This window comes from uncultured Methanobrevibacter sp., assembly GCF_934746965.1.
GTDB lineage: Archaea > Methanobacteriota > Methanobacteria > Methanobacteriales > Methanobacteriaceae > Methanocatella.
Genome location: NZ_CAKVFS010000003.1, coordinates 158,207 through 180,373, shown reverse-complemented (window position 1 = coordinate 180,373; position 22,167 = coordinate 158,207). Strand labels below are relative to the sequence as shown.

The window sequence follows — 22,167 nt, the reverse complement described above, 5'->3', positions numbered from 1 at the left end:
AGGATTTTATTTTCCTCTATTTATTTGTTTTATTGTTTGTTGGTTTAATTTTGTTAGGTTTGCTATTTCATGGATAGGGTAATTTTTTTGTAGCATTCTTTTTGCAGTTTCTATGTTTGCTTGTTTTTTTCCTTTTTCTAATCCTTCTTCTTTTCCTTCTATTTTTCCTTCTTCTAGCCATTGGTCTTTGTGAGAATTTATATAATCACGAAATATCGTTATTTCCATTTTTATCACATCCAATATACTATTTTTTAAATCTTGGTCTTCAATAAATTTATCTACAAGTAAAGTTAACATACCCAATACAGAATCTTTTAAATCTGCATCAACATCAGTTATATTTCGAATAACTTCCAATACATTAAGTACTTGTTTTCCTGTTTCGTGTTTGGTTTTCATTAATGGTAATATGCCTAATATAAGGATTTCATTATAAGTTAGTTTCATGTTATTTTTAATTTTGTAGGTTATGTTATTTAATAGTTTATCTCTATTGTAATCTTTAAAAGATATTATATCTGGTTTGAAAAATTGTCCTGGTGAATATTCTAAAATTATCGTATTTTTATCTATTTCTGGTGTCATTACTAAGTTTATTTTTACTTTTAATTGATATTCATAACCTACTCTAGCTACATATAAAAATATTCTCCTTAGTATTTTTGCAAGATTATTCTTTGTAGATAAAAATTCATAAAGAATTATCATGTCTTTATTTTTAATACCATAATCTATTCTAAGGACTTTTGGGTTTAATGTTATTAGTTCTTCTTTTATTTCTTCAAGACAATCAACATTAGTGATTTTTGTAAGGTATTTAATCGAATTTTCCTTTAAAGATTTTAGGAGTTGATCTTCATGTTGGTAATAGTTATAAGTTTTATCATGTTTCATACTAATTAATTATTCTTTAAATTATATATAACTGACAGTTATTTATTAAAACAATTATTAAATTGTAAATAATTATTTTTAAGTAAAATAAATAGTTTAAAGTTAAGTGAATTTTTAAAATAACATGATAATATTTATATTATATGATATGTATAAATAGATTATGTGGTGGTTTTATAATGTTAATATTAGATATTATAATTACTATATTACTTTTAATAAATTTGATTTTAATAAGAAACTATAAAAAAAGAGCTGAATTAGCATTCAAATTGAATATTGTGATTTTAATTTTAATAATTATAAATTTAATATCAATTATACTAAATATCTATTAAAAACAAAAATATGAGTATTATTCATTAAATGATTATCATATAAAAATAATAAATTACTTTATTTATTAATTGTATGGCAATAAAAGAAAATTTTTAAAATTAAACACATAATGATAGTAATGATAAAATGGTTAAAAAAATATATTTAATATTAGTTGTTTTAATAATAATAGCTAGTTCTGTAGTGATTTATGGATTTAGTATAGCATTAAGTAATAATAGTGGAAATGAATCTATTACTGTAAATAATACTGCAAATATTAATGATACAATTAATGAAAGTGCTAAAACTACAGTTAATGATAATGTTGATAAAATTACTAATGCTGGAGATAAAAATAAAGAATCCACATCATCAAATCAAGAAGATGATCCATTTAGTACATACAGTGAAGATGTTCAAGCACAAGCAAGACATTATAAAAATACACATAATCATTATTCTGATGATGATAATATTGTAGCTCATGAATATTTAAGTGATGGAAATGCAAGAGTTTATTATGGTGATGGTAGAAGTCAAGTATTACCAACTGGTTAAGAGTTATGATAAAAAATATAACTTCTAATAAAAATATTAATTTATAATTTATAAATGAGGTTTTTTAAATGAAATGTCCAAACTATGGAGCAGAATCTCAAACAGATAATGAAAAATTTTGCAGAAAATGTGGTACTAAATTAGAAATTGAAGTTAAAAAAGCCACAATAGTTCAAGATAGTCCAAAAATAACATGTAATAGTTGTGGAAAATCAATAGATAGTAATTTAAAAATTTGTCCATATTGTGGTTGTAATCCTCATTCAGTTTCAACTTATACATCAAATTCACAAACAAGCGGTAATAGTTCAGATGATAGTAGTTGTTGGAGTTGTTGTGGTTTACTTGTACTTATTGTAATAATATTATATATTATAGGATTGATATTTTGATTTATAAGTATGTTATGAATATATGTAAATATTTGTGCCATCAAAAACCAGAAAGATCATTTTTTTATAAACAAAAACAGTTCCCAGTTTGTAGTAGATGTACGGGAATTACTATTGGGGCTATTTTTGGATTTATAATAGCTATGTTAACTCAACCAAATTTATTGTTTGTTATAGGTTTCATTCCTTTGATTATTGATGGAACTACACAATATTATGGTTTAAGAGTAAGTAATAACACTTTAAGATTAGTTACTGGTTTATTATGTGGATTTTCAATGCCTTTTGTTGTTTTTAAAGTAGAATTAATTATATTCAATTATTTCTAAGTTTTCAGGATTATCATCTATTAGTTCTTCAATAAATTCTGAAGGACTATCCTTATCACTTATTAAATAAACATTATTTTTTGATCTTGTTAATCCAACATAAAATAACCTGCGTTCTTCGGAATATTTATAATCATGATTTCTTTTATTTACATAGTTTAACACGCTATGCGTCTTTATTTTACTTGGAAAACCCAAATAATCATCAACCATGTTAATTATAATTACATTATCTGCTTCAAGACCTTTAGATGAATGTAGAGTTCTATAAAACACATTATTCATTGATGAATCTGTTTTATCTAAAATACGTAAAAATTTATCTTTTCTTAAATTACCTTTTTTAGTTAGGTTTTTATGTTTAATAAACTGATCTATGTTTTTATTTGCTCTACCTAATATCAGTACATCTTCAGATTTTTTAGATAAATCTTTAATTAATTTATAAATCATTTCTCTTTTTTGATTTGGATTTTTATGAGGATAAATTATTTTAACTGGATGTTTTAAGTTTTTTGTAGATTTAAGAGATTTTTTAATTTGTTTAGAATTTTTCATGATAAATTTACCAGCTATATCAATTAACTCTTGTGGGTTTCTGTAAGTTTCTTCAATGAATATTCTTTTTGGATTTTCGAAATACTCTTCAAAATCTGTAAAAAAGTTTATATTGGTTCCTCTAAATCCATATATTGATTGCCAGTCATCACCTACTACAGTTAAATGAGCATTTGTTTTTTCTTGAAGGGCTTTAATTAAACTATAATTTGTATAAGAAGTATCTTGATATTCATCAACTAGTATATACTTATAAGATTTTTTAATTCCATGTTTTTTAATTAATTTACTAGATTCATTTATCATATCATTAAAATCTATTTGGTTGTGCATGTCTAAATATTCTTGATAATAACTGTAAAAATCATCAGCAATTTTAAGAAATATATCATGATTCCAATCATCATTAATACTTTTAAAATAATTAAAATGATCTTTTGTATAATTGTTTCCTTTAAATAAGTTAACAAATTCTCCAAGTAATGCTTTAAAACCTACTTTACTGAAAGCTTCTTTTAATTCATTTAAAAGCTCTTTTCTATCATTTTTTCTTACAATATAACTATCAATATTTAAAAAATAAGAATCACAAAAATCAAGTATATCTTTTAATATGGATAAATCAGCCTGATTTAGATAATCATCAATTATAGTTAATATTTCATTATTTTCAATAACAGAAACATTATGATGTTGTTTTATAATAAATCTACCTAAACTGTGAAATGTTCTTACTTCTACGTTTTCTGGAAGTTTTGATTTTAAATCTTTCACTGCAGTATTTGAAAATGATAAGCATAAAATATCTCTAGGTTTAACATTCTTTTTAGCTATTAAATATTTTATTTTAGCTATTAATGTAAATGTTTTACCAGTTCCTGCTCCAGCAATAATTTGAACATTTTTTGAATCTAAAACACAAGCTATTTTTTGCTGCATGTCTAATGGTTCACTGTTAACTGTTTTAAAAAAATCCTCATTATTAAATAATTCAGTTTTGGTTTTTAAATCTAAATCATCAATACTTTTAAAATCTTCTTTTAAGTATTTCCCATTTATACTAGCTATTTTTTTAGGTTCTATAGTTATATTTTTTGTGAATGTTTTATTAATTTTAGATGAATGTGGTTTTTTATACTCTCTTTTAGAAGTATTTATATATCCACACATCAGACATTTATTGCCCTTTAATATCATTGCTCCACATTCACTACAAAAATCCATAAATATATATTTATTGTTAATACTGTTAAATAGTTACACCAAGAGTAGTTGAAAAGTAATTCTATTTTATACATATTTTAAATACTAGTTTAAATAAAAATAATAAGTGAATATAAAAATGGGAGTGTTTTATTGAATCAAGATGAATATATAGGAAATATTGTTAAAAATGCTGTAGTAGCACTAATAATAGGAATTATTATAACTAGCACATTATATGTTACAATGTATTCAATTAATGGTATTGAAATATATAGTGGTTTCATTATTTTAGGAGTGATTTATGGGTTTTTATTTACAAAAGTAGATATTTTTGAAAATAACTTAGATTTAATTATTACAAATGCTGTTTTTGCATTTTTTGGTTCATATGTATCTATGCATTTATTATTTACAAGTACATTAAAAATAGCTATGGATTCAAGCTTTTTAACATACCAATTTGCAGGAATATGTATTGCTGTAACTATTGTTGTTAATTATATTCGTGACAATTATTTACATATTAACCCATTAGGTTCATTAAATTTTAAATTAAGTAAATTACCTACAGTTGTATGTCCAGAATGTGGTGTTGAAGTAAATTCTGAAAGTGTACTTTGTCCTGAATGTAATCACAAATTTAATTTTATATATTGTCCAGAATGTGGTACGAAGTTAGATGAAGATGATGAGTTTTGTTTAGAATGTGGCCATAAAATGAAAGAAGATTCTAAAAAAGACACTTCAAAAACTAATGAAGAAAAAAACAATGAAACTGAATCTGATGATAAAAAGACATTTTATTGTCCTAATTGTACTCATAAAATTAGTAATGATTCAAAATTCTGTCCAGAATGTGGAAATAAACTTAAAGATTAAAAATGAAATATTGTCCAAAATGTGGTAGTGAAGTAAAAAACAATACAAAATTTTGCCAAAAATGTGGAGCTAAATTCCCTGAAACTAATAGTTATCCAACAGTAGGTTATTGTAGCTATTGTGGTTCAAACACTCCACCAGGAGTTACAAAATGTCCAAAATGTGGTAAATATTTAGATGAAGAAGCAAATGATAACCACAGTGTAGCTATTGTAATTGGATATATTTTTTCTTTTTTAGTTCCTTTAGCAGCTATTGTTGCTGGTTTTTACTTAGTAACCCAAAAAAACGAAGATGTTCATAAACATGGAGTAATTATATTTATTATATCTATTGTAGTGGTATTTATTAGCTATTTATATTTTGCTAATGTTTTATAAATTTATTACCATCATTTAACTTTTTTTGAATATAGTAAAATCTTTTTATACACAATCTTTATATAGTATGTTTTACAAAATAATAATTATAATAAGAAACTTTTTTTAAAGATAGAACAAAAGTAAATTTTTTTATAAAATTGTAAATAAAAAACTTGATATTATAAAAGGAATGTTTAGTAAAATGAAACAATTCAAAGATAAAACCAAGTACTTTGTTGATGAATTAAATAAACTCGAAGAATGGATTAAATGGTTTTTATTAACTGTTATAACTTTAATTATTCTTTGGCAAGTTTCAAACATGATTTTAGCACCTATGGGGTGAAATTTATAATTTAAATAAATAAAATTTTACTACATTTTTTAAAATGAAAAAAGAGTATATAAAGAGATGTATATTATGATATGTCCTAAATGCCAACATGAAAATGATAATGATAGTATTTTTTGTATTAACTGTGGACATCAATTTGATGTTACTAAAAGAGTAATATAGCATCAATAATTTTAACTATTTTGGGACTATTTTCTACTAGTATATTTGTAATTAAGGGAATAGAATCATTAAATTATATACAAAGCCAAATAAGCAGTTATACAGACACTATAACTACTTATAATAATTATTTAAGCAATTATGATTTTTCTGGATCATATGATAGTATTTCACAAATGACTTTAAACTCATTAAACCAAATATATACAATAGGATTAATAGAAGTTATTATTCTTGTTATTGTAGCAATATTAGCAATTCATTAATATTAATCTATAAAAAACTTAAAACTGCTAAGTATACATTAATTGGATGTGTGCGTTAATAGTAATATTAGCTGTTCCATTAATACCTACATTAATAAGCTCTACAACTACAAATTATGCTAATGAACTTGCTAATTCTTTCAATTTATTTGCATCAATTTATTTATTTGGCATAGTAATAGGATTAATAATTACAGCTATACTATACTTTGTTGCGGCATTGGTTTATGAGACTTAAATTAATATTTTTATTTTTTTATAACTCTCTCTTAACTTTTTTTTACAATTAATTATTATTTAAAGATATGATAATAAAAATCAAATTAAGTTTAGATTTTTTGGAAAAATAGAACTTGGTAAATTCAGCAGCATTATTTTTTATAATTTAATATTATAGTGCAGTATTAGATAATTAATCTAAATTATGATTTTATCATTTTTTAAATGAGTTAAAACTTCTTTTCCGAGTTTTGTTACTTCGTAAATTCTTCCTTTTTTGTCTTCTTCATTAATACATTCAACTAGTTTTTTATTTTTTAAATCTGAAAGTGCATTAGATACTTGTGTAGTTCCTAAATCTGTTTTTGATGCAATTTCAGAAGGTAACATATAATTATCTTCCAAACATTTTAATATTTTTTGACGTGTTGTTGATATTTTTATAAATCCAATAGCTGAATAAAGTTCTTTTTTCTTCATATGTATTATTTAATTATTTATTAGGTTATAAGTTTGTATATATTATTGAAAAGATATAATAAGATTATTATTAGTTTAAAATAAATATTTAAATATTATATTATTAATAAAATATTAATTTATATACAGTTTTAATAACAATATTAATATAATACATTTTCAATTAAAAAAGAAGAATTTTTTGAAATGTTAGTTCGCAATATGCTCTTCAAGTGGAATTTTATTAATTTTTTGTTTATTTATAGCAGGTTTTCTTCTTGGATTTAAGTCAGAAAAAATTTTTATTAATAGTATTTCAATTACTGTAATTACAGTTATTATTTATGTTTTTTGTACCTCCAATATTGGTTGTTAGCTATTGCATATAATAGAAAGTAATTTAATATAAATACACTTAAATATTTTCAAATACTAAAATTATTTTAGGAGAGATTATGTTTAAGTTAATTATTGGGATAATTTACATTTTAACAATAATCTTATATTGTGCTATCTTATTAAAAAAGAAAGTTAAAGATACAAGTACTTATTTAAACTTTATAATTTTAATAGCTGTTTTCATATTTCTTATTTATAATGGTTATCTTTTCTAAATATTTAATTAATATTAATGACAAAATTGATTTCAATGACTTCTAATTATACTCCTGAAGAAAATAAATTACGTGAACTTACTGGTGGAGATTATTTTTCCCAGGAATTTATGGATAAATTAAAATCATTAAATTTAACAGTTAAGGAAGCTAATATTGTTATTAGTCAAATTAAAACTGAAATAAGTACTGGAGAGTGTTGTTTAGAGGCCATTCCAATTAGATTAAATTATCTTTTAAAACAAGTAGCTTCAAAGATGAAAAAGCCAGTATTATTATCTAAGGAGTTATTGGCTAAAAAAGAAGTTGTTTTTCTTTTAAATCAGGCCAATAATAGAACTAATTGTCCTAATTGTCAAAGTCAACTTTTTGTAACTGATGATTTTTGTTATAAATGTGGATCTAAAAATAATCAGACAATTACTATTAAACAATCAAAAGAGGAAGATGATTTAAATTTAGATGAAATATATTGTGCTAAATTATATGAAAAGTATTCTCTTGATTTTAAATATGCTTATGTTTGTTTTTTAAAATATTTAGAAAAACATCCTGGAGAAATTAGTCTTCAAATATTTAATGATGTTGATGGTTTTAAATTAAAAGAACAAGCTATTAAAGATAATTTTATAATGCCTGGCAATCCTGCTTATAGTATTGTTAATTATAAAGTTTCAGATATTAAAAATGTTTTAAAAAAATATAATTTAAAAGTTTCTGGTAAGAAAGAAGAATTAATTAAAAGAATATCTGAAAATTTATCAGATGATGAAATTAGTAAGGAATTTAAAAATAATACTTATATATTAACACAGGAAGCTAATGATTTTTTAAAAGAAAATAATTATCTTGTTTATTATAATGAACATAATTTAGAAAAATTTTTCCTTCTTAAAAAATATGAATCATTATTTAAGAAAGCTAAAATAACAGATTCAATTTATGATGTTTTATATGGATATTATTAGCCTTATTAATGAATATATTGAAAATAAACAATGGCATCAATATAAAACTGTTATAGGTCATCTTATTAATGCATCTGTTGGAAATATTAGTGATTTAAAATTACTTAAACTGCATTTACAATATTTTATTTTAGAAATTAATAATTGGATTTCCGATGGATATAATGATTATTTTAATACTAGTTTTAATCCTGATTTTAATAAAAGTAGAAATGAATTAATAGCTAGTTTAAAATTAGAATTAGATGAACTTCAAGAAATATTTAATGAAGCATTAAATGATGTTAAAATACCTTCTTTTGCTGTTTCAAAGAATAGTATGTTTAAAAAATTAATTTTAGCATTTAATGGTGAAGATTTAAATAATATTCACTGATTATATGCTTTAAAAGTTTCTAAAAATTCATTTAACATGTTTTTAAAGTCCGGACTTTCCATTGCTTTATCAAATGTAGCTATACATGTATCCATTATTAATGTATTTCTACTTTTACTATCTAACATGTCTGTAGTTTCCATTCCTATTTGAGAGTAGCTAGGTGGTAATTGATCTTTATTATATTGTTGTTTTATTTCTTGTCTTAATTTTTCATCAATAAAATGTTCTAGTAAATGAATTAAATCTTCAGCTATTGTGTTTCCTAAAACTAAAGATACAAAAACTATATCATGGTCAAATTCATCTTTTTTATCTTCGAGTATTGAATTAAATGATCCGTAATTTTGGTAACCATGTGGTATGAATCTTCCTTCAACTGTATGTGCACAGTATTCATTCATTAAACGTATAGTTCCAGATCCAAGGACATATTGGACGAATACTTCCAATTCATATGTTTTTTTAACTTTCCAGTAATACATAAGTATTTGTTCAAAGATTTCAGCAAGTAAGTGGTGTGATAGTTCATGAATTAATGTAGCTATTTGTGAGGATTCATTTAATCTGTCATCAAGTTTTATATTATTTGCTGTGTAAAATCCAAGTTCACCACCTTTGGATTTGTAGGACCATTTTGCATATGCTTCAACAACATCAGTTACTTTTTCTAGTGCAGTTGTTCCATCTTTTTTAATAGATTTTTTACCTATTTCATATATGTTAGTTAAAATAAGTTCATATATGTCATCGGTTAATGGTATTTCTTCTAATTGCTCTTTGCGTTTTTGTGTAAACATGTCTTCAAATGAGGTTATTTTAGCACCTATTTTATAATCATTAGGTTTTCTAAGTATTTTTCCACATTTAACACAGTAGTTTTCAGTAAATGCATTTTTTTGTCCACATTTTGAGCAATATATTTCAGTCATTTTTAATCACAATTAATTAATAATTTTATTTTTTTAGTTGATTTAATTCATTTATACTTAGTTTTGTTAAAGTAGCTATTTCTTCTAGAGGCATGTGTTTTGTTAGTAATGTTTTTGCTATTTTACGTTTTTCATTTTTAGCGCCTTCATTATAACCTTTTTCTAATCCTTCTTCATATCTTTCTTGACCATATTCTTCCATTAATCTCATGTTATCACTTAATATATTTCTTAATCTTTTTCTTTTTGATGTTTCTTTTATAAATTTATCCACAATTAAAAATTCAATACCAAAAGCAAAGTTTTTAGTACTGGTAGTTGAATTTTTTATTTTATCTAGTGTTTGCACAGTTTTTTCTATTTGTTTTTCAAGAGGATTTTTTGAACTCATAAATGGTGTTAAAGATAGATGTATTAATTCCTGTCTGGTTATTTTTATATTATTTCTTATTTTATATTCAATATTATTTATAATTTCATCACCATTAAAGTCTTTTAAAGATATTATCGGAATTGTGAACACACAGTCTTTATTTAAATTGTATTTTTTAATTTTTGTTTTTTCAGCTGTGCTAAATACTATTAACAATATAGGTTTTTTATTTTTCTTTGCATAGTCAACAATAGCTGTATATAATCTATATCTTTTTTCATCAAATTCTTTTACAATTGTTGATTGAAATTCAGTTATTATAATTATATTATCTAATTCCATTATCATATCAGATTTGTAGATTTTAGGGTCCAGTTCTATTAATTCAGTTGGGTTAAATGTTAAATTTTCAGATTTAAAATTATTTTCTTTTATGTTTAAATTTTGTTTGTTAATTAAATTTATAAGAGCAAATCCATCTTCTTTTGTCGCATACTTAAATAATTTATCTTCTTCTTTCGAGGACATATCATCACCTATTTTGTGTTTTATGTTTTAATTATATTTAAAATAGGATGTTGTAAAAAATAACAATTTTAAAGCTTTAAATCAATAATTTGGATACTTATAATTATTTTAAATTAAATATTGTTTATATCATGTTAAATTGTTTTTTAAGTGTTAAATTGTCTTTAAAAATTACAATAAGCTTTTATATTTCTTATTACTAAGATTAGAATAGAGGTGTTCTAGATATGGACTCATATGTGAATATTAGAATAAATGGAAAAAATTTAGAAAATAAAAATGACATTGAATGTGCCATTATGAAATTTGATGAAGATTTAAAAAAACATCCTAACGATGAAGCAATAATTGTTGGAAAATCTGTTTTATTATATAAATTAGGGAAGTTTAATGAATCTTTAAATTGTTTAAATAAAATTAAAAGTATTAAAAATACATCAGTTATAGAACTAAAAGCAATAATTTTAATGGGATTAAATGATTATAAACAAGCACTTGATTTATTAAACGAAGTCTTGAAACTAGACAAATCAAATATTAGTGCATTATATTATAAAACTGAGTGTCTTTTTCAATTAAAATGTTTTAATGAAGTTATAGATACTGCAGATGTCGCTTTGAAATTTGATAAAAATCATCAATCTATTTTAATAAATAAATTCTGTTCTTTAGTAGAACTTAATCGTACAAAAGAAGCTTTAAAAATTAAAGAAAAAATTTTGAAATTAGGAATTGATGATGTTATAAGTGTAAAATAAGAGGTTTACTATTATGAAACATGAATTAAATCAAATAAAATGGGAGAATATGGATATAAATGAATTAAAAGAAGAAATACCCATTTGGTGTAATCTTTTAAAAGAGTCTCCAGAAGACGATAGATTAAGGATTATCACTGCATCTTTATTATATTTCACTGATGAAAAAGAAAAGTCATTGAAATTATTAAAAAAAGCTCCAAATGATAATAATATCAGATTAAAAGAAATGAAAGCCATAGTTTATATGGATTTATCTTATTATAATGAGGCTTTAAAAATATTTAATGAAATATTGGATGTTGATTATTATAATAAAAGTGTTTTAGATTTAAAAATTGACTGTTTATATTATTTAAAAAGATTTGAAGAAGTAATCAAAGCAGCAAATACCTATTTGGAAATTTTTGGTAATAATATAGATATTTTAAATACAAAAAAATTAGGATTAATTGAACTTAATCGCAAAAAAGAAGCCAAAGAAGTTGAAGATTTAATCTTAAAAATAAAACCATATAATAAATTTGCAGTTTATATTCCAAAAGATGAAATTGATGAAGTAATTCCAAAAGAAGCATATGAAAAAGAATTAAAATTGTGTTTTGATGATTTAAAAAGAAATCCCAATGATAATATTGTTCTTATTTCAATAGCTACTTTTTTATACAATTTAGATGATATTAATGGTTGTATTGAGTATTTAGATAAAATTAATGATGATGCAGATAGTATCACAAAAAATGCTAAAGCTAAAATGTATATGAAACTTGAAAAATTTGAAGAAGCTTTAAATGTATTAAATAGCTCTTTAAAAGGAGATGATCATAATATTGTTACATATATCTCAAAAACAGATTGTTTACTTAAGTTAAAACAATATGAAGAAGTATTAAAAAACGTAGATATAGGATTAAAAATTGATAATACAAATATTCAATTATGGGAAAACAAGTTTTTTGCATTAATAGAATTAAATAGAGTAATTGAAGCAAAAGAAGTTCAAGATTTGATTTTTGATTTAGAAATAGCTGAAGATAAAGTTGAAGGTTCACTTAAAAAAGCAATTAATCTATATTATTCAAAAGATTATAGAGAATGTTTAAATCTTTGTTATGATATTTTAGATATTGATAAAAATAATCAAGAAGCAGCAGCTATGATGATCGATGTTGTTTATTTGTTAGGAGATATTGATGAAGTTCCAAAAGTTTTATTGAGAGCAATTAATTGTAATGGGGGTGAAATATTGACTAAAAATTAAAATATTGCATTAGAATACAACAATAAGGTTTAATATTACTTTATTTAATAATTAGATAAAGGTGTGTTGTATGAATTTAATAATATCCACATTAATTGAAGCAAACAAATTATTAAATATAAAAGATTATTATAAAGCACTTGATTGTTTTGAATGTGTATTAAATATAAATCCTACCAACAATTTAGCCACACTTGGAAAAACAATCTGTATATATCATCTAAATTTAATTGGAAACCATGAATTAATAACCAAATATGAAGAAGCATTAGATAATTATCTTAAACTTGTAGAGTTATATGAACATGGAAAATATAAAAAAACACTGAAAAAATGTGATGAATTGTTAAAACAAAACAAAAACAATTTTAGCGTATTAGCTATTAAATTCTCAGCCCAATTTGAACTCACCCAATATAATGAAGCATTAACAACATGTGATAAACTCTTAGAATTAGATCCAGATGACATAATAGTCATATATGCAAAAGCTACTACATTATATAAACTAAATATTTATAATGAAGCTATTGAGTGTTATGATAAAATATTAAATGTAACAAATAATTTTGATGCATTATTTTTTAAAACCGCATCTTTATTAATATTAAGTAAATATGAAGAAGCCTTAAAGTGTTGTAATAATTTATTAAAATTACAACCTGAAAATTCTGATGCAAATGGATTAAAACAATTAATTAAATATAAAATAGCTCAAAGATAGCTATTTTATTTTTTTATATTTTAATATAATCAATAAAATACTTTTTAATCAATGCTTTTTTAAAGTATATAAATTAAATACCCTATGAAATATTTACAAATAGCAATATAATATAAATAAAAAATATTTTATTAAAATGAATACTGTTAGTTTGGGTCAATCATTCCATTAAAACAGATAACTGATTTGAAACATCATTGATTTATAAAAATAATTTGATACATGCTAATTTCTTTATGATATAAAAATATAAATAATAAACACTACTTCTATCAATATTACATATTTAAAAATTACAATCATATATCATAAAATTATCACAATTACTTTTTTTAAATACAAATTAGACATATTTATATAGTATAAAATCACAACATATATACATCATATTATAAAGAGGTACTAAAAATGATTGAAAACAATATTTGTTTACTAACAGATAGTTACAAAGTTACACACCACTCATTTTACCCAAAAAATACTGAAAAAATATATTCATATTTGGAGAGTAGAGTAGGATCAGAGTTTAACAAAACTATCTTTTACGGCCTCCAATACATAATAAAAAAGTATTTAAAAGGGGAAGTTGTAACTCAAGAGAAAGTAAATCAAGCAAATAATCTAATTGAAGCACATATTGGTAAAGATATATTCAACTATGATGACTGGATGTATATAGCTAATGAACTTGATGGAAAATTACCAATAGAAATAAAAGCAGTAAATGAAGGAACACCAATAGAAGTGGGAAATGTTTTAATGACTGTTGAAAACACAGACAAACAATGTTATTGGTTACCAAATTACTTAGAATCATTATTATTACAGGTATGGTATCCATCAACAGTAGCCACATTGTCAGCAGAAGTAAGAAAACTTTGTAATTTCTATTTACAGGTAACTGAATCAAGTAAAGAAAACTTAGACTTTATGTTGCATGATTTTGGATATAGGGGAGCTACTTCAACAGAATCTGCAAAACTGTGTGGAAGTGCGCATCTTCTAAGTTTTAAAGGAACTGATACAATTCCAGCATTAACAATACCTGAAAATTACTACAATGATAATAATATTTATGGTTTTTCTGTACAAGCAACAGAACACAGTGTAATGACCTCTTTAGGTGAAAAAGGTGAAATAAAACAGACTATTAATGTTATTGAAAATGCGAAAGATGGAGTATTATCTATAGTAATTGATAGTTACAACTACAGAGAATTCTTAAAACAAGCCAGCAAAAAAGGAAATGAATTAAATGATAAAGTTAATGAATTTCTAGAAAAAACCAAAGGGAATAAAGTAGTATTTAGACCAGATAGTGGAGAACCAGTTTCAACAACTCTTGATTGTTTAAATATACTTGGGGAAGGTTTTGGAACTACTGAAACTTCTAATGGTTATAAAATTTTTGCAAAAAACATTGGGTTACTATGGGGAGATGGTTTAAACTATCATAAAATAAGAGATATATTATTCGGAATGAAATCAAATGGATGGGCAGCACAGAATATTATCTTTGGAATGGGTGGAGGATTACATTCATCAATAACTAGAGACACTCAAAGAAATGCATTTAAATGTTCAGCCCAACTAAGAAATGGAACCTGGTATGATATCTTTAAAAACCCCTTAGATAGTAGTAAAAAATCAAAAACTGGAAGATTTAAATTAATAAAAGAAAGTAATCATTTTAAAACAGTTACAATAGCTAATGAAAATAAAGATTACTTAAAGACTGTATTTAAAAATGGTGAATTAATCAGACAAGAAAATTTCCAAGATATTAAAAACAGGACACTAACTTACACAAGGAAGAGATAAAGTGAAAGATGATATGTATATTACTTTAATAGGTATGAAACATTATTTTGGAATAAAACCTTTTAAAAAAGATGGAATCATTAAATTAATAAAAGAAAAAGACAATAACTATGATTATGAAGCTATTAAAGTTGAAATGAGACATGCTGGACAAGTAGCATATGTATCAAACAGTACAAATACTGTAATTAGAGGAACAATGAGTGCTGGTAGAATTTATGATAAGATATTAGATGAAGATTATGCACAAATTAAATTCTACAACAATGAAATAACAATAGCTAAAATATTAACTCCTGATGAAATAGATGAATTAAAAAAAGACCCTGAAAATGATTTGAACTTTATATAAGTGATTAAAATGAATTTAAAGCATTTGAGTTTGGCTGAAAGGCAAGATTACGAAAACATGACAGTAGTTCCTATTTTGAGTGATACCAATACTCCATTTGATGTTTTAGATTTAAAAGAAGGACTGAAAATGGGGCTTGTAAAGATTGAAGAATATAGTAAATCAGATATAGAACAAGTAAAATTAAAAAATAACTCCATATCTCCATTAATTTTACTTGATGGTGAAGAAATTGCAGGATCTATCCAGAACAGAATTATTTCACAAACAATGATAATACCTTCTAAAAGTGAAATGAAAATACCTGTAAACTGTTCTGAAAAAGGAAGAATCACGTATAAATCAGAGTTTTATTATTCAAATTACATAGCTAACTCAAATACCCGAAGAAAAAAAGTATACAATAAAAATAAACTTCGTCAAGATGTTGTATGGAGTTCTATTGATGATTTGGAAAAGGATAAAAACACCTGCTCAAAAACAAATGCACTTAGAGACAGCTATAAAAAAAACAAATACAATATTGACAGCTATTTAAAACACTTCACAATGGAAAATAATCAGATTGGAGCAATATACATTGTAGAAAACAAAGTAGGAATTGAAATATTTAATAATCATTCATTATATGAAAAGTATAATGAAATGTTACTTAGAAGTTACATTATTGATAATTCCAACAAAGAAAAAATAAATATTTCCAACAAAGAGCTTGAAAATATATTAGCCAGCATAAATCCTAATTCATTTATTAAACAAGAAGCTGTAGGTTTAGGAAAATATTATAAAATTTCCAATAGCTATGGTAATGGAAATATATTAGTTTATAAAAATAATATGGTACACGCCAGCTTCTTTAAAAAAATTGAAAAACCAGCAGTAAATAACAGATTTGTAAAAAATATACAAGATACTAAACAGACAGTATGTTAATTTAATTGGGAGGAATAAAAATGACTAATTATGAATGTAATGGATTAAACTATAAAACAAACAGTACTAAGAGGAAAGGCACTGCCCAAATTGAGGATCAGTTGATTTTGTAATGGATAATTACAGGTGTGAATTAGTCTGCAGAAGATGCTGATTAGTTATAGATGATAAATTCATACAATATGGTCCTTAAAAAAATATGTAATGGGAAAAAGGTGAGAGATAAATTCTATTGCCTTAAAAACTTATTTCTAAATTGTTGCTAATCGATATTAGTAAATTCTACATGTTCTGAAGAGCTTTCATATGATGAACCATAATCAAAAGAACCTGAATCAGATCCAGAAGAACTAAAACTTCCTGAACTGTAATCATAGTAATCATCATCAATGGAGGTATCATTTGAAGAAGTGTCTTTTTTTATATTAACAGTATGTGAGGTGCTTAAATCACTATTGGGAGTATTATTAGTTTTATTAGCATTGGAATAGATAACACTATTTACAATAGTTAGTAATAAATCTTTATCATGTGTTGTAATTAAAATATTATCATGATTCATTATTACCTATAAATATTGTATAAGTTCCTGTATTTTGATTATAATAAACACTCGTTCCATTTTCAACAAGCACCTGAGATTCAAGTTTATTTTTAATACATTAGAAATACAAAAGATTCAATTTTCATATATTTTCATTTTTTAAAAAATCAATTACATTTAAATGAGTTATTCCATTTTTAGAGTAGTCCCAGTCATCTAATGTTAATACATATTTAGGATAATTGTCAGATATTTTCTCTAAAGGATTAAATTCTCTTTCACGTGTATTTTCATCTAAAATTGACTCTGATACTTGAATATAAATAGTTTTATCATGTTTTCTACATATAAAATCAATTTCTTGTTTTCCAATATTTCCAACACTAACCCTATATTTTCTTCTGATTAACTCTAAAAATACTACATTTTCCAATATTTGTCCTCTTGACTTATTAACTCCAGCCTGTAATTGATAAAATCCTGGATCAATACAATAATATTTTTCATTAACACTAAGAAGTTTTTTTGTTTTTATTTCTTCTCTTTGTGCTTTTAATAAAATATAAGCTTCAGTAATATGTTTTAAGTATGTACTGATTGTATTTGTTGAGACATTTATATTTTCATGTTTCAAATACTTTTTAATAGAGTTAACAGAAAATATCTGACCTGTGTTTGTTATTAAAAATTTTATTAGCCTTTCTAAAAAACCAATATTTCGCATATTATTTCTATAAATTATATCTTTAAGAACAATAGTACTATAGATATCTGTTAAATAATCTATTTTTTCATCATCATCAAAATCAAGAACTCTTGGAAGTCCTCCATATTTAAGATATTTATTAAATATTGATTTTTCATTATCTTTTGTTAAATTTCCAGTAGATACTTTGTAATATTCCAATATTTCATTAAATGAAAATGGATATAAGTCTATTTTGATATATCTGCCAGAAATTAAAGTAGCTAATTCTCCAGATAATAATTTGGAATTTGAACCTGTAATGTAAATATCACAATTTAAATCAATTCTATATGCATTAATACTTTTTTCCCAATTGGAAACTAATTGGATTTCATCAAAAAGTAAATATATTTTTCCTTTGAGATTTTCAGTTTGTTTAAATATATATTCATTTAAATCCACATAATCTTTAATGTTGTCGTATTTAGATGATTCTAATGATACGTATAGAATGTTTTCATTATTTACCCCACGTTTTTCAAGTTCATCAATAATTTGTTTAAGTAAACAAGTTTTACCACATCTTCTAACTCCAGTTATAGCTTTAATTTCTTCTTTATCAATGAATTTACGTATTTTTGACAAATATAATTCTCTTTTTATCATAAAAATCATCTCGTGATATTATTTATATTTTTAATTGATAATAAATTTTTCTAATTTTAAATTGTATAATGAACAAAATTAATAAAATCATGATTTTTATTCATTATATAATTTAAAAATACAAATAATTAAAAAAATCATCAATATATAATTTAAAAATGAAATTATCTTAAGCATCAAAAAGGCAGTAATTTTATAAAAATAAACAGAAAATGATTAAAACTAATTCAGTACACTCTTTAAGTAATATATTTGCCCAAGTATACAACTCAACAGCTTTTTTTAACGGAACATTGTCTGATTCTAATTGTTTAACTAATTTTTCCAATTCTTCTAACTTTTCTTCAAAACTTTTAGTCATGTTATCACCTTTTATTTCAAACTAAGTAAAATTAACAGTACTATAACAACAGCTAAAAAATATGATTATAAGTACATTTTTAGCCTTTGATTTTCTTATTTCCTCTGGACCTTTTACAACATATCATTTTTCCAATAATTCTTCGGGATTTAAAATCTTTAATTTTTCTTCAAGAATCTTTAATTCATTCTCGTTGCTGTTTAATGTCTTGGTAATTTCTGCATCTAAACTTATATTTATTCAGTTATCCTGTCAGATTTATCATCTAATATATGACATGGATAGAAAACATATTTATTTTTAATTATTTCAAAATTATGAGTATAGAAATTTAATTTATTGTTAATTGAATTATTTAAATTATTTTCAATTAAATCTAAAAAAATTGTTTTTTAATTCAAAAGATTCAGATAAATTTAAAGATTTCAGGTTTTCAGAGCATAAATTAACTTTATTTTCACATGCCCATATATAACTGGTAATGTTATTGTATAATTCATTTTTAAATAAATTAATTTTACCGACTTTTTTATCCAAGATATATTCAGGATTATTAAGAACATAAGAATTATTAAATCCGTCAAATTGCAGTTTATTAGACTGAATCAGCTGATTTAAAGATTTATCAACAGTTGTTTTTAATAAAAACAAATTTGTATGATGATTTTTATACTTAGATATAAGATCTTTAAATGTTTTATTGTTTTTGGAAATGTTGATTCTATGTGTTAGATTATCTAATTTTGAATTTATCAGGTCATTTAATCTTGTTTCAATATTTTTTAGCTTTTCATTAATTTCAATTTTATTTGGAACTACTAATTCAGCCGCTTTTGTTGGTGTTGCTGCAACTTTACCAGATGCCAAATCTGAAAGTGTTATATCTATTGAGTGACCAATAGCTATTATAACTGATTTTTCAGAATTAGCTATTGAGCGTACAACTTCTTCTTTGTTAAAATTCTATAAATTCTGAGTACTCTTTCCTCCACGACCTACAATTATCATATTAACATCTGCTTTATTAACTAATAATATATTTCTAGTGATGCTTCTGGTAAAATCAGCTCCTTGTACTGTAGTATCTCAGATAACTATTTTTATAGGTCATCTTTTTTTAATAATATTATTTGCAATATTTATTGAAGTAATAAAATAACTGTAATTTTCACTCAATTAATACACCAATTAATATTAAATTTTTATTACAAATCTAATTTTTAAAGAAAATGGTCTTTTTGTATTAGCTAACCTATATGTGCTGGTGACTTTTTGACATATTCTCAAGAAACAGATTTTTCACCTAATTTTATATATAAAGAGAACGTATATTTTATGTAATAATATACGTAACTAAAAGAAAGATACGAATGTTTTATATATTAAAAAAACAAAGAATAAAATGTAGCAAAAATTGGGATTAGAAAATCATAAACTAGGTGAAAAAAGATTATGATTGCTACAAAAGAACTTTCAAGCTATTTAGATGAATATCTTGAAGAAAAACAAGAAATAAAAAACCTAACATCCGAAACAATCAAAAAACAAACATTTAATATAAATCAATTCATAAATTACCTTGAAAATGAAGGAATTGAAGAATTAGACAGTGAAAATGTTAAAAAACAACTAAGACACTATAGAAGACATTGCCTTAGAAGTAGAGGAAACAAAAGAACAACAGTAAAAACATACATGATGAATATTTTAGAATTCATCAACTCTGAAGAAATACAAGAAGAAATACAACATGATCCCATTAAAATGAAGGATATTATCGAAGTTAAAGTCGAAGATCCTGAAACTGCTAAAAAAAGAATTGAAAAAATAAGCTTAAATAAACAACAAAGCAATTTTTTACTAGAAACAATCGAATTAAACGGTAATTTAAGAGATTATGCAATTTGTGCTATGTTTCTTGATTCAGGAGTTAGGTTAAAAGAATTAGTTGGTCTTAATAAAACTGATGTTCAAGTTCCATTAGATGAAAATGGTTTTTATATTTTACCAAAAGATAGGAATAGCTATATAGAAGTTCATTTACGTGCAGAAACGACAAAAGGACAATCAAAAGATCGTACTACATTTATAACTTATGATACATTAGCTAGTCTTAATGATATGATTCGTGAACGTATAACAAAACTTAGAAAAAATACTCATAATATTTATAGGCCTGTTATTCAGCGAAAGAAAGCTGAAATTGAAAAAACTCGCGAAGAACTTTTCATAAATCAGAAAGGAAAACGTATTGGTAAACGTGCAGTCCAAGAAGTCATAAAAAAGTATGCTAAGTTAAGTGATGAACGAATAGTTAATGAAAACATAGATTGTCCTGTTAATTATAGTAAAAATGTTAGTGTTCATATTCTTAGACACACTGCATTAAGCTATTATGCTGAAATCCTAACAGTAGCTGAAGTTCAAAGCATAGCAGGACACAGTAATAGCCAAACTACAGATAAATATATTCATGTTGATCGTGAACATATTAAACAAAAATTAAAGCTAAATAATATGAAAGCTATGTAATTTAGCTTTCTTTTAAACTTTTTTAATAAAATCATCTAATTTAAACAGCTTGACCTATATCATGCACATATATTTAGATAGATTTGTTAAATTTTATTTTCATTAAAATTTTTAATTTTTATAAATATTAAGATAAAAATAAATTATACAGAGTTTTATTGATAAATAACGCTAAATCATCTATTAAAAATATCTATTTTAGTTAATATTTACATAATAGTAAAAATAACTTCTAATAACCATTTAAATAAGAAAATATCCCCTTATCCATAAGTTTTCCATAAAATTTATTAAATTTTAAATATTACTTTAGTCGGCATTAGTATGCCGAATACTTCCGTATATATCTATATTCTGTAAAATTAGTAAGATAATTAAATATATATAAATATATAATTATATATTATACTTATTATATAATTAATATATATTATTAATATAATGCTTATTTTTATATAATAACTATTTTCTGTAAAATATATAAATAATACATATTACATATTCTACTCAAATCATATTTTAATAATTTTTAACTGAAATTTTAACTAAAAAATGCACTAAATTAACAAATTCATATATATGTATATATTCAAAATAGATAATTTTAATTAATACTTTCATTAAATAGATACATTCAATCAATAATTTAAATAGGTATATTAAATTTAATAAAAATTATGAAAATTAATAAAATTAATATCTAATATTAAATATTATATTAATATTTAAAATAAATTACCAATTAAAAAATATTTAACGAAATTAATTTAAAC

General features: G+C 23.3%; 27 protein-coding genes and 1 pseudogene. 19 read left to right on the top strand and 9 right to left on the bottom strand.

Features of this window, described 5'->3' with window-relative positions; translation table 11 throughout:
• Nucleotides 1-6: 6 nt before the first annotated feature.
• Nucleotides 7-897 carry a hypothetical protein gene (locus tag Q0984_RS03640; RefSeq protein WP_299523706.1) on the bottom strand — a complete coding sequence of 297 codons (891 nt, stop codon included), beginning with the start codon at nucleotides 895-897 and terminating at the stop codon, nucleotides 7-9.
• Nucleotides 898-1,362: 465 nt separating this feature from the next.
• Here Q0984_RS03640 and Q0984_RS03635 point away from each other — a divergent pair, with 465 nt between their 5' ends.
• The 3 genes from Q0984_RS03635 (at nucleotide 1,363) to Q0984_RS03625 (ending at nucleotide 2,497) form a co-directional block, all read left to right on the top strand.
• Nucleotides 1,363-1,776 (top strand): hypothetical protein, encoded by a 414-nt coding sequence (locus Q0984_RS03635; RefSeq protein ID WP_299523703.1) that lies wholly within the window; start codon nucleotides 1,363-1,365, stop codon nucleotides 1,774-1,776.
• Nucleotides 1,777-1,844: 68 nt separating this feature from the next.
• Entirely contained in the window at nucleotides 1,845-2,168 is a 324-nt protein-coding gene (locus Q0984_RS03630; RefSeq protein WP_299523700.1) for a zinc ribbon domain-containing protein, read from the top strand.
• Between the two features lie 14 nt (nucleotides 2,169-2,182).
• Nucleotides 2,183-2,497 (top strand): DUF2085 domain-containing protein, encoded by a 315-nt coding sequence (locus Q0984_RS03625; protein ID WP_299523697.1) that lies wholly within the window; start codon nucleotides 2,183-2,185, stop codon nucleotides 2,495-2,497.
• Here the strand turns inward: Q0984_RS03625 and Q0984_RS03620 are convergent.
• On the bottom strand, nucleotides 2,474-4,279 hold the full coding sequence (locus Q0984_RS03620) for a UvrD-helicase domain-containing protein (protein ID WP_299523694.1): 1,806 nt from the start codon (nucleotides 4,277-4,279) through the stop codon (nucleotides 2,474-2,476). The two genes, Q0984_RS03625 and Q0984_RS03620, sit on opposite strands and share 24 nt — an antisense overlap.
• A gap of 132 nt (nucleotides 4,280-4,411) precedes the next feature.
• On the opposite strand from Q0984_RS03620, the gene Q0984_RS03615 reads away from it, so the two are divergent.
• From Q0984_RS03615 to Q0984_RS03590, 6 genes are all read left to right on the top strand, one after another.
• Complete coding sequence (locus Q0984_RS03615; RefSeq protein WP_299523689.1) at nucleotides 4,412-5,140, top strand: zinc ribbon domain-containing protein; 729 nt, start codon at nucleotides 4,412-4,414, stop codon at nucleotides 5,138-5,140.
• A gap of 2 nt (nucleotides 5,141-5,142) precedes the next feature.
• On the top strand, nucleotides 5,143-5,520 hold the full coding sequence (locus tag Q0984_RS03610) for a zinc-ribbon domain-containing protein (protein ID WP_299523686.1): 378 nt from the start codon (nucleotides 5,143-5,145) through the stop codon (nucleotides 5,518-5,520).
• Between the two features lie 184 nt (nucleotides 5,521-5,704).
• A complete protein-coding gene (locus tag Q0984_RS03605; RefSeq protein ID WP_299523683.1) occupies nucleotides 5,705-5,848 on the top strand; it encodes a hypothetical protein in 144 nt (47 codons plus the stop codon).
• 75 nt (nucleotides 5,849-5,923) lie between these two features.
• A complete protein-coding gene (locus Q0984_RS03600; protein WP_299523680.1) occupies nucleotides 5,924-6,019 on the top strand; it encodes a zinc-ribbon domain-containing protein in 96 nt (31 codons plus the stop codon).
• 20 nt (nucleotides 6,020-6,039) lie between these two features.
• On the top strand, nucleotides 6,040-6,285 hold the full coding sequence (locus Q0984_RS03595; RefSeq protein WP_299523678.1) for a hypothetical protein: 246 nt from the start codon (nucleotides 6,040-6,042) through the stop codon (nucleotides 6,283-6,285).
• Nucleotides 6,286-6,331: 46 nt separating this feature from the next.
• Complete coding sequence (locus Q0984_RS03590; RefSeq protein ID WP_299523675.1) at nucleotides 6,332-6,523, top strand: hypothetical protein; 192 nt, start codon at nucleotides 6,332-6,334, stop codon at nucleotides 6,521-6,523.
• 179 nt (nucleotides 6,524-6,702) lie between these two features.
• On the opposite strand, the gene Q0984_RS03585 is transcribed toward Q0984_RS03590, so the two are convergent.
• Nucleotides 6,703-6,984, bottom strand: a complete 282-nt coding sequence (locus Q0984_RS03585) for a winged helix-turn-helix domain-containing protein (protein WP_299523672.1) — start codon at nucleotides 6,982-6,984, stop codon at nucleotides 6,703-6,705.
• A 610-nt stretch (nucleotides 6,985-7,594) separates the two neighbouring features.
• Between Q0984_RS03585 and Q0984_RS03580 the strand changes: the two genes are divergently transcribed.
• The gene (locus tag Q0984_RS03580) at nucleotides 7,595-8,545 is read left to right on the top strand and encodes an SAP domain-containing protein (protein ID WP_299523669.1); all 951 of its coding nucleotides are present in this window, start codon (nucleotides 7,595-7,597) and stop codon (nucleotides 8,543-8,545) included.
• The gene (locus Q0984_RS03575) at nucleotides 8,532-8,921 is read left to right on the top strand and encodes a hypothetical protein (RefSeq protein WP_299523666.1); all 390 of its coding nucleotides are present in this window, start codon (nucleotides 8,532-8,534) and stop codon (nucleotides 8,919-8,921) included. The genes Q0984_RS03580 and Q0984_RS03575 overlap by 14 nt, the downstream gene beginning before the upstream one ends.
• Here Q0984_RS03575 and Q0984_RS03570 read toward each other — a convergent pair.
• Together Q0984_RS03570 and Q0984_RS03565 are read right to left on the bottom strand one after the other, a co-directional pair.
• Complete coding sequence (locus Q0984_RS03570; RefSeq protein WP_299523663.1) at nucleotides 8,915-9,853, bottom strand: zinc ribbon domain-containing protein; 939 nt, start codon at nucleotides 9,851-9,853, stop codon at nucleotides 8,915-8,917. The genes Q0984_RS03575 and Q0984_RS03570 overlap by 7 nt on opposite strands.
• Nucleotides 9,854-9,878: 25 nt before the next feature.
• A complete protein-coding gene (locus Q0984_RS03565; RefSeq protein WP_299523660.1) occupies nucleotides 9,879-10,754 on the bottom strand; it encodes a hypothetical protein in 876 nt (291 codons plus the stop codon).
• A 227-nt stretch (nucleotides 10,755-10,981) separates the two neighbouring features.
• Between Q0984_RS03565 and Q0984_RS03560 the strand changes: the two genes are divergently transcribed.
• The 7 genes and pseudogenes from Q0984_RS03560 to Q0984_RS03530 all read left to right on the top strand — a co-directional run bounded on the left by Q0984_RS03560 (nucleotide 10,982) and on the right by Q0984_RS03530 (nucleotide 16,757).
• Entirely contained in the window at nucleotides 10,982-11,512 is a 531-nt protein-coding gene (locus tag Q0984_RS03560) for a tetratricopeptide repeat protein (protein WP_299523657.1), read from the top strand.
• A 13-nt stretch (nucleotides 11,513-11,525) separates the two neighbouring features.
• Nucleotides 11,526-12,773, top strand: coding sequence for a lipopolysaccharide assembly protein LapB (locus Q0984_RS03555; RefSeq protein WP_299523654.1), 1,248 nt, complete (start codon nucleotides 11,526-11,528; stop codon nucleotides 12,771-12,773).
• Nucleotides 12,774-12,843: 70 nt separating this feature from the next.
• Nucleotides 12,844-13,497 carry a tetratricopeptide repeat protein gene (locus Q0984_RS03550; protein WP_299523651.1) on the top strand — a complete coding sequence of 218 codons (654 nt, stop codon included), beginning with the start codon at nucleotides 12,844-12,846 and terminating at the stop codon, nucleotides 13,495-13,497.
• 408 nt (nucleotides 13,498-13,905) lie between these two features.
• Nucleotides 13,906-15,318: a nicotinate phosphoribosyltransferase gene (locus Q0984_RS03545; RefSeq protein WP_299523648.1), complete on the top strand. Its 1,413-nt coding sequence runs from the start codon at nucleotides 13,906-13,908 to the stop codon at nucleotides 15,316-15,318.
• Between the two features lies 1 nt (nucleotide 15,319).
• Entirely contained in the window at nucleotides 15,320-15,670 is a 351-nt protein-coding gene (locus tag Q0984_RS03540) for an HIRAN domain-containing protein (protein WP_299523645.1), read from the top strand.
• A 9-nt stretch (nucleotides 15,671-15,679) separates the two neighbouring features.
• Complete coding sequence (locus tag Q0984_RS03535) at nucleotides 15,680-16,603, top strand: ARPP-1 family domain-containing protein (RefSeq protein WP_299523642.1); 924 nt, start codon at nucleotides 15,680-15,682, stop codon at nucleotides 16,601-16,603.
• A gap of 20 nt (nucleotides 16,604-16,623) precedes the next feature.
• A pseudogene (locus Q0984_RS03530) lies at nucleotides 16,624-16,757 on the top strand (transcription initiation factor IIB).
• Nucleotides 16,758-16,865: 108 nt separating this feature from the next.
• Here the strand turns inward: Q0984_RS03530 and Q0984_RS03525 are convergent.
• The 4 genes from Q0984_RS03525 to Q0984_RS03510 form a co-directional block, all read right to left on the bottom strand.
• Nucleotides 16,866-17,165 (bottom strand): hypothetical protein, encoded by a 300-nt coding sequence (locus Q0984_RS03525; RefSeq protein WP_299523639.1) that lies wholly within the window; start codon nucleotides 17,163-17,165, stop codon nucleotides 16,866-16,868.
• 124 nt (nucleotides 17,166-17,289) lie between these two features.
• Complete coding sequence (locus Q0984_RS03520; RefSeq protein WP_299523636.1) at nucleotides 17,290-18,501, bottom strand: ATP-binding protein; 1,212 nt, start codon at nucleotides 18,499-18,501, stop codon at nucleotides 17,290-17,292.
• A 193-nt stretch (nucleotides 18,502-18,694) separates the two neighbouring features.
• Nucleotides 18,695-18,862, bottom strand: coding sequence for an exodeoxyribonuclease VII small subunit (xseB, locus tag Q0984_RS03515; protein WP_299523633.1), 168 nt, complete (start codon nucleotides 18,860-18,862; stop codon nucleotides 18,695-18,697).
• A 366-nt stretch (nucleotides 18,863-19,228) separates the two neighbouring features.
• The gene (locus Q0984_RS03510) at nucleotides 19,229-19,762 is read right to left on the bottom strand and encodes an exodeoxyribonuclease VII large subunit (protein WP_299523821.1); all 534 of its coding nucleotides are present in this window, start codon (nucleotides 19,760-19,762) and stop codon (nucleotides 19,229-19,231) included.
• Between the two features lie 552 nt (nucleotides 19,763-20,314).
• Between Q0984_RS03510 and Q0984_RS03505 the strand changes: the two genes are divergently transcribed.
• Complete coding sequence (locus Q0984_RS03505; RefSeq protein ID WP_299523630.1) at nucleotides 20,315-21,394, top strand: tyrosine-type recombinase/integrase; 1,080 nt, start codon at nucleotides 20,315-20,317, stop codon at nucleotides 21,392-21,394.
• Nucleotides 21,395-22,167 lie beyond the last annotated feature (773 nt).

What these genes read in the sequence shown, in the direction of transcription:
- Q0984_RS03560 (WP_299523657.1), top strand. Translation starts at nt 10,982, where the DNA reads ATGGACTCATATGTGAATATTAGAATAAATGGAAAAAATTTAGAAAAT.
- Q0984_RS03555 (WP_299523654.1), top strand. Translation starts at nt 11,526, where the DNA reads ATGAAACATGAATTAAATCAAATAAAATGGGAGAATATGGATATAAAT.
- Q0984_RS03630 (WP_299523700.1), top strand. Translation starts at nt 1,845, where the DNA reads ATGAAATGTCCAAACTATGGAGCAGAATCTCAAACAGATAATGAAAAA.
- Q0984_RS03545 (WP_299523648.1), top strand. Translation starts at nt 13,906, where the DNA reads ATGATTGAAAACAATATTTGTTTACTAACAGATAGTTACAAAGTTACA.
- Q0984_RS03600 (WP_299523680.1), top strand. Translation starts at nt 5,924, where the DNA reads ATGATATGTCCTAAATGCCAACATGAAAATGATAATGATAGTATTTTT.
- Q0984_RS03570 (WP_299523663.1), bottom strand. Translation starts at nt 9,853, where the DNA reads ATGACTGAAATATATTGCTCAAAATGTGGACAAAAAAATGCATTTACT.
- Q0984_RS03590 (WP_299523675.1), top strand. Translation starts at nt 6,332, where the DNA reads ATGTGTGCGTTAATAGTAATATTAGCTGTTCCATTAATACCTACATTA.
- Q0984_RS03550 (WP_299523651.1), top strand. Translation starts at nt 12,844, where the DNA reads ATGAATTTAATAATATCCACATTAATTGAAGCAAACAAATTATTAAAT.
- Q0984_RS03635 (WP_299523703.1), top strand. Translation starts at nt 1,363, where the DNA reads ATGGTTAAAAAAATATATTTAATATTAGTTGTTTTAATAATAATAGCT.
- xseB (WP_299523633.1), bottom strand. Translation starts at nt 18,862, where the DNA reads ATGACTAAAAGTTTTGAAGAAAAGTTAGAAGAATTGGAAAAATTAGTT.
- Q0984_RS03625 (WP_299523697.1), top strand. Translation starts at nt 2,183, where the DNA reads ATGAATATATGTAAATATTTGTGCCATCAAAAACCAGAAAGATCATTT.
- Q0984_RS03640 (WP_299523706.1), bottom strand. Translation starts at nt 897, where the DNA reads ATGAAACATGATAAAACTTATAACTATTACCAACATGAAGATCAACTC.
- Q0984_RS03605 (WP_299523683.1), top strand. Translation starts at nt 5,705, where the DNA reads ATGAAACAATTCAAAGATAAAACCAAGTACTTTGTTGATGAATTAAAT.
- Q0984_RS03565 (WP_299523660.1), bottom strand. Translation starts at nt 10,754, where the DNA reads ATGTCCTCGAAAGAAGAAGATAAATTATTTAAGTATGCGACAAAAGAA.
- Q0984_RS03580 (WP_299523669.1), top strand. Translation starts at nt 7,595, where the DNA reads ATGACAAAATTGATTTCAATGACTTCTAATTATACTCCTGAAGAAAAT.
- Q0984_RS03585 (WP_299523672.1), bottom strand. Translation starts at nt 6,984, where the DNA reads ATGAAGAAAAAAGAACTTTATTCAGCTATTGGATTTATAAAAATATCA.
- Q0984_RS03505 (WP_299523630.1), top strand. Translation starts at nt 20,315, where the DNA reads ATGATTGCTACAAAAGAACTTTCAAGCTATTTAGATGAATATCTTGAA.
- Q0984_RS03620 (WP_299523694.1), bottom strand. Translation starts at nt 4,279, where the DNA reads ATGGATTTTTGTAGTGAATGTGGAGCAATGATATTAAAGGGCAATAAA.
- Q0984_RS03575 (WP_299523666.1), top strand. Translation starts at nt 8,532, where the DNA reads ATGGATATTATTAGCCTTATTAATGAATATATTGAAAATAAACAATGG.
- Q0984_RS03525 (WP_299523639.1), bottom strand. Translation starts at nt 17,165, where the DNA reads ATGAATCATGATAATATTTTAATTACAACACATGATAAAGATTTATTA.
- Q0984_RS03535 (WP_299523642.1), top strand. Translation starts at nt 15,680, where the DNA reads ATGAATTTAAAGCATTTGAGTTTGGCTGAAAGGCAAGATTACGAAAAC.
- Q0984_RS03520 (WP_299523636.1), bottom strand. Translation starts at nt 18,501, where the DNA reads ATGATAAAAAGAGAATTATATTTGTCAAAAATACGTAAATTCATTGAT.
- Q0984_RS03610 (WP_299523686.1), top strand. Translation starts at nt 5,143, where the DNA reads ATGAAATATTGTCCAAAATGTGGTAGTGAAGTAAAAAACAATACAAAA.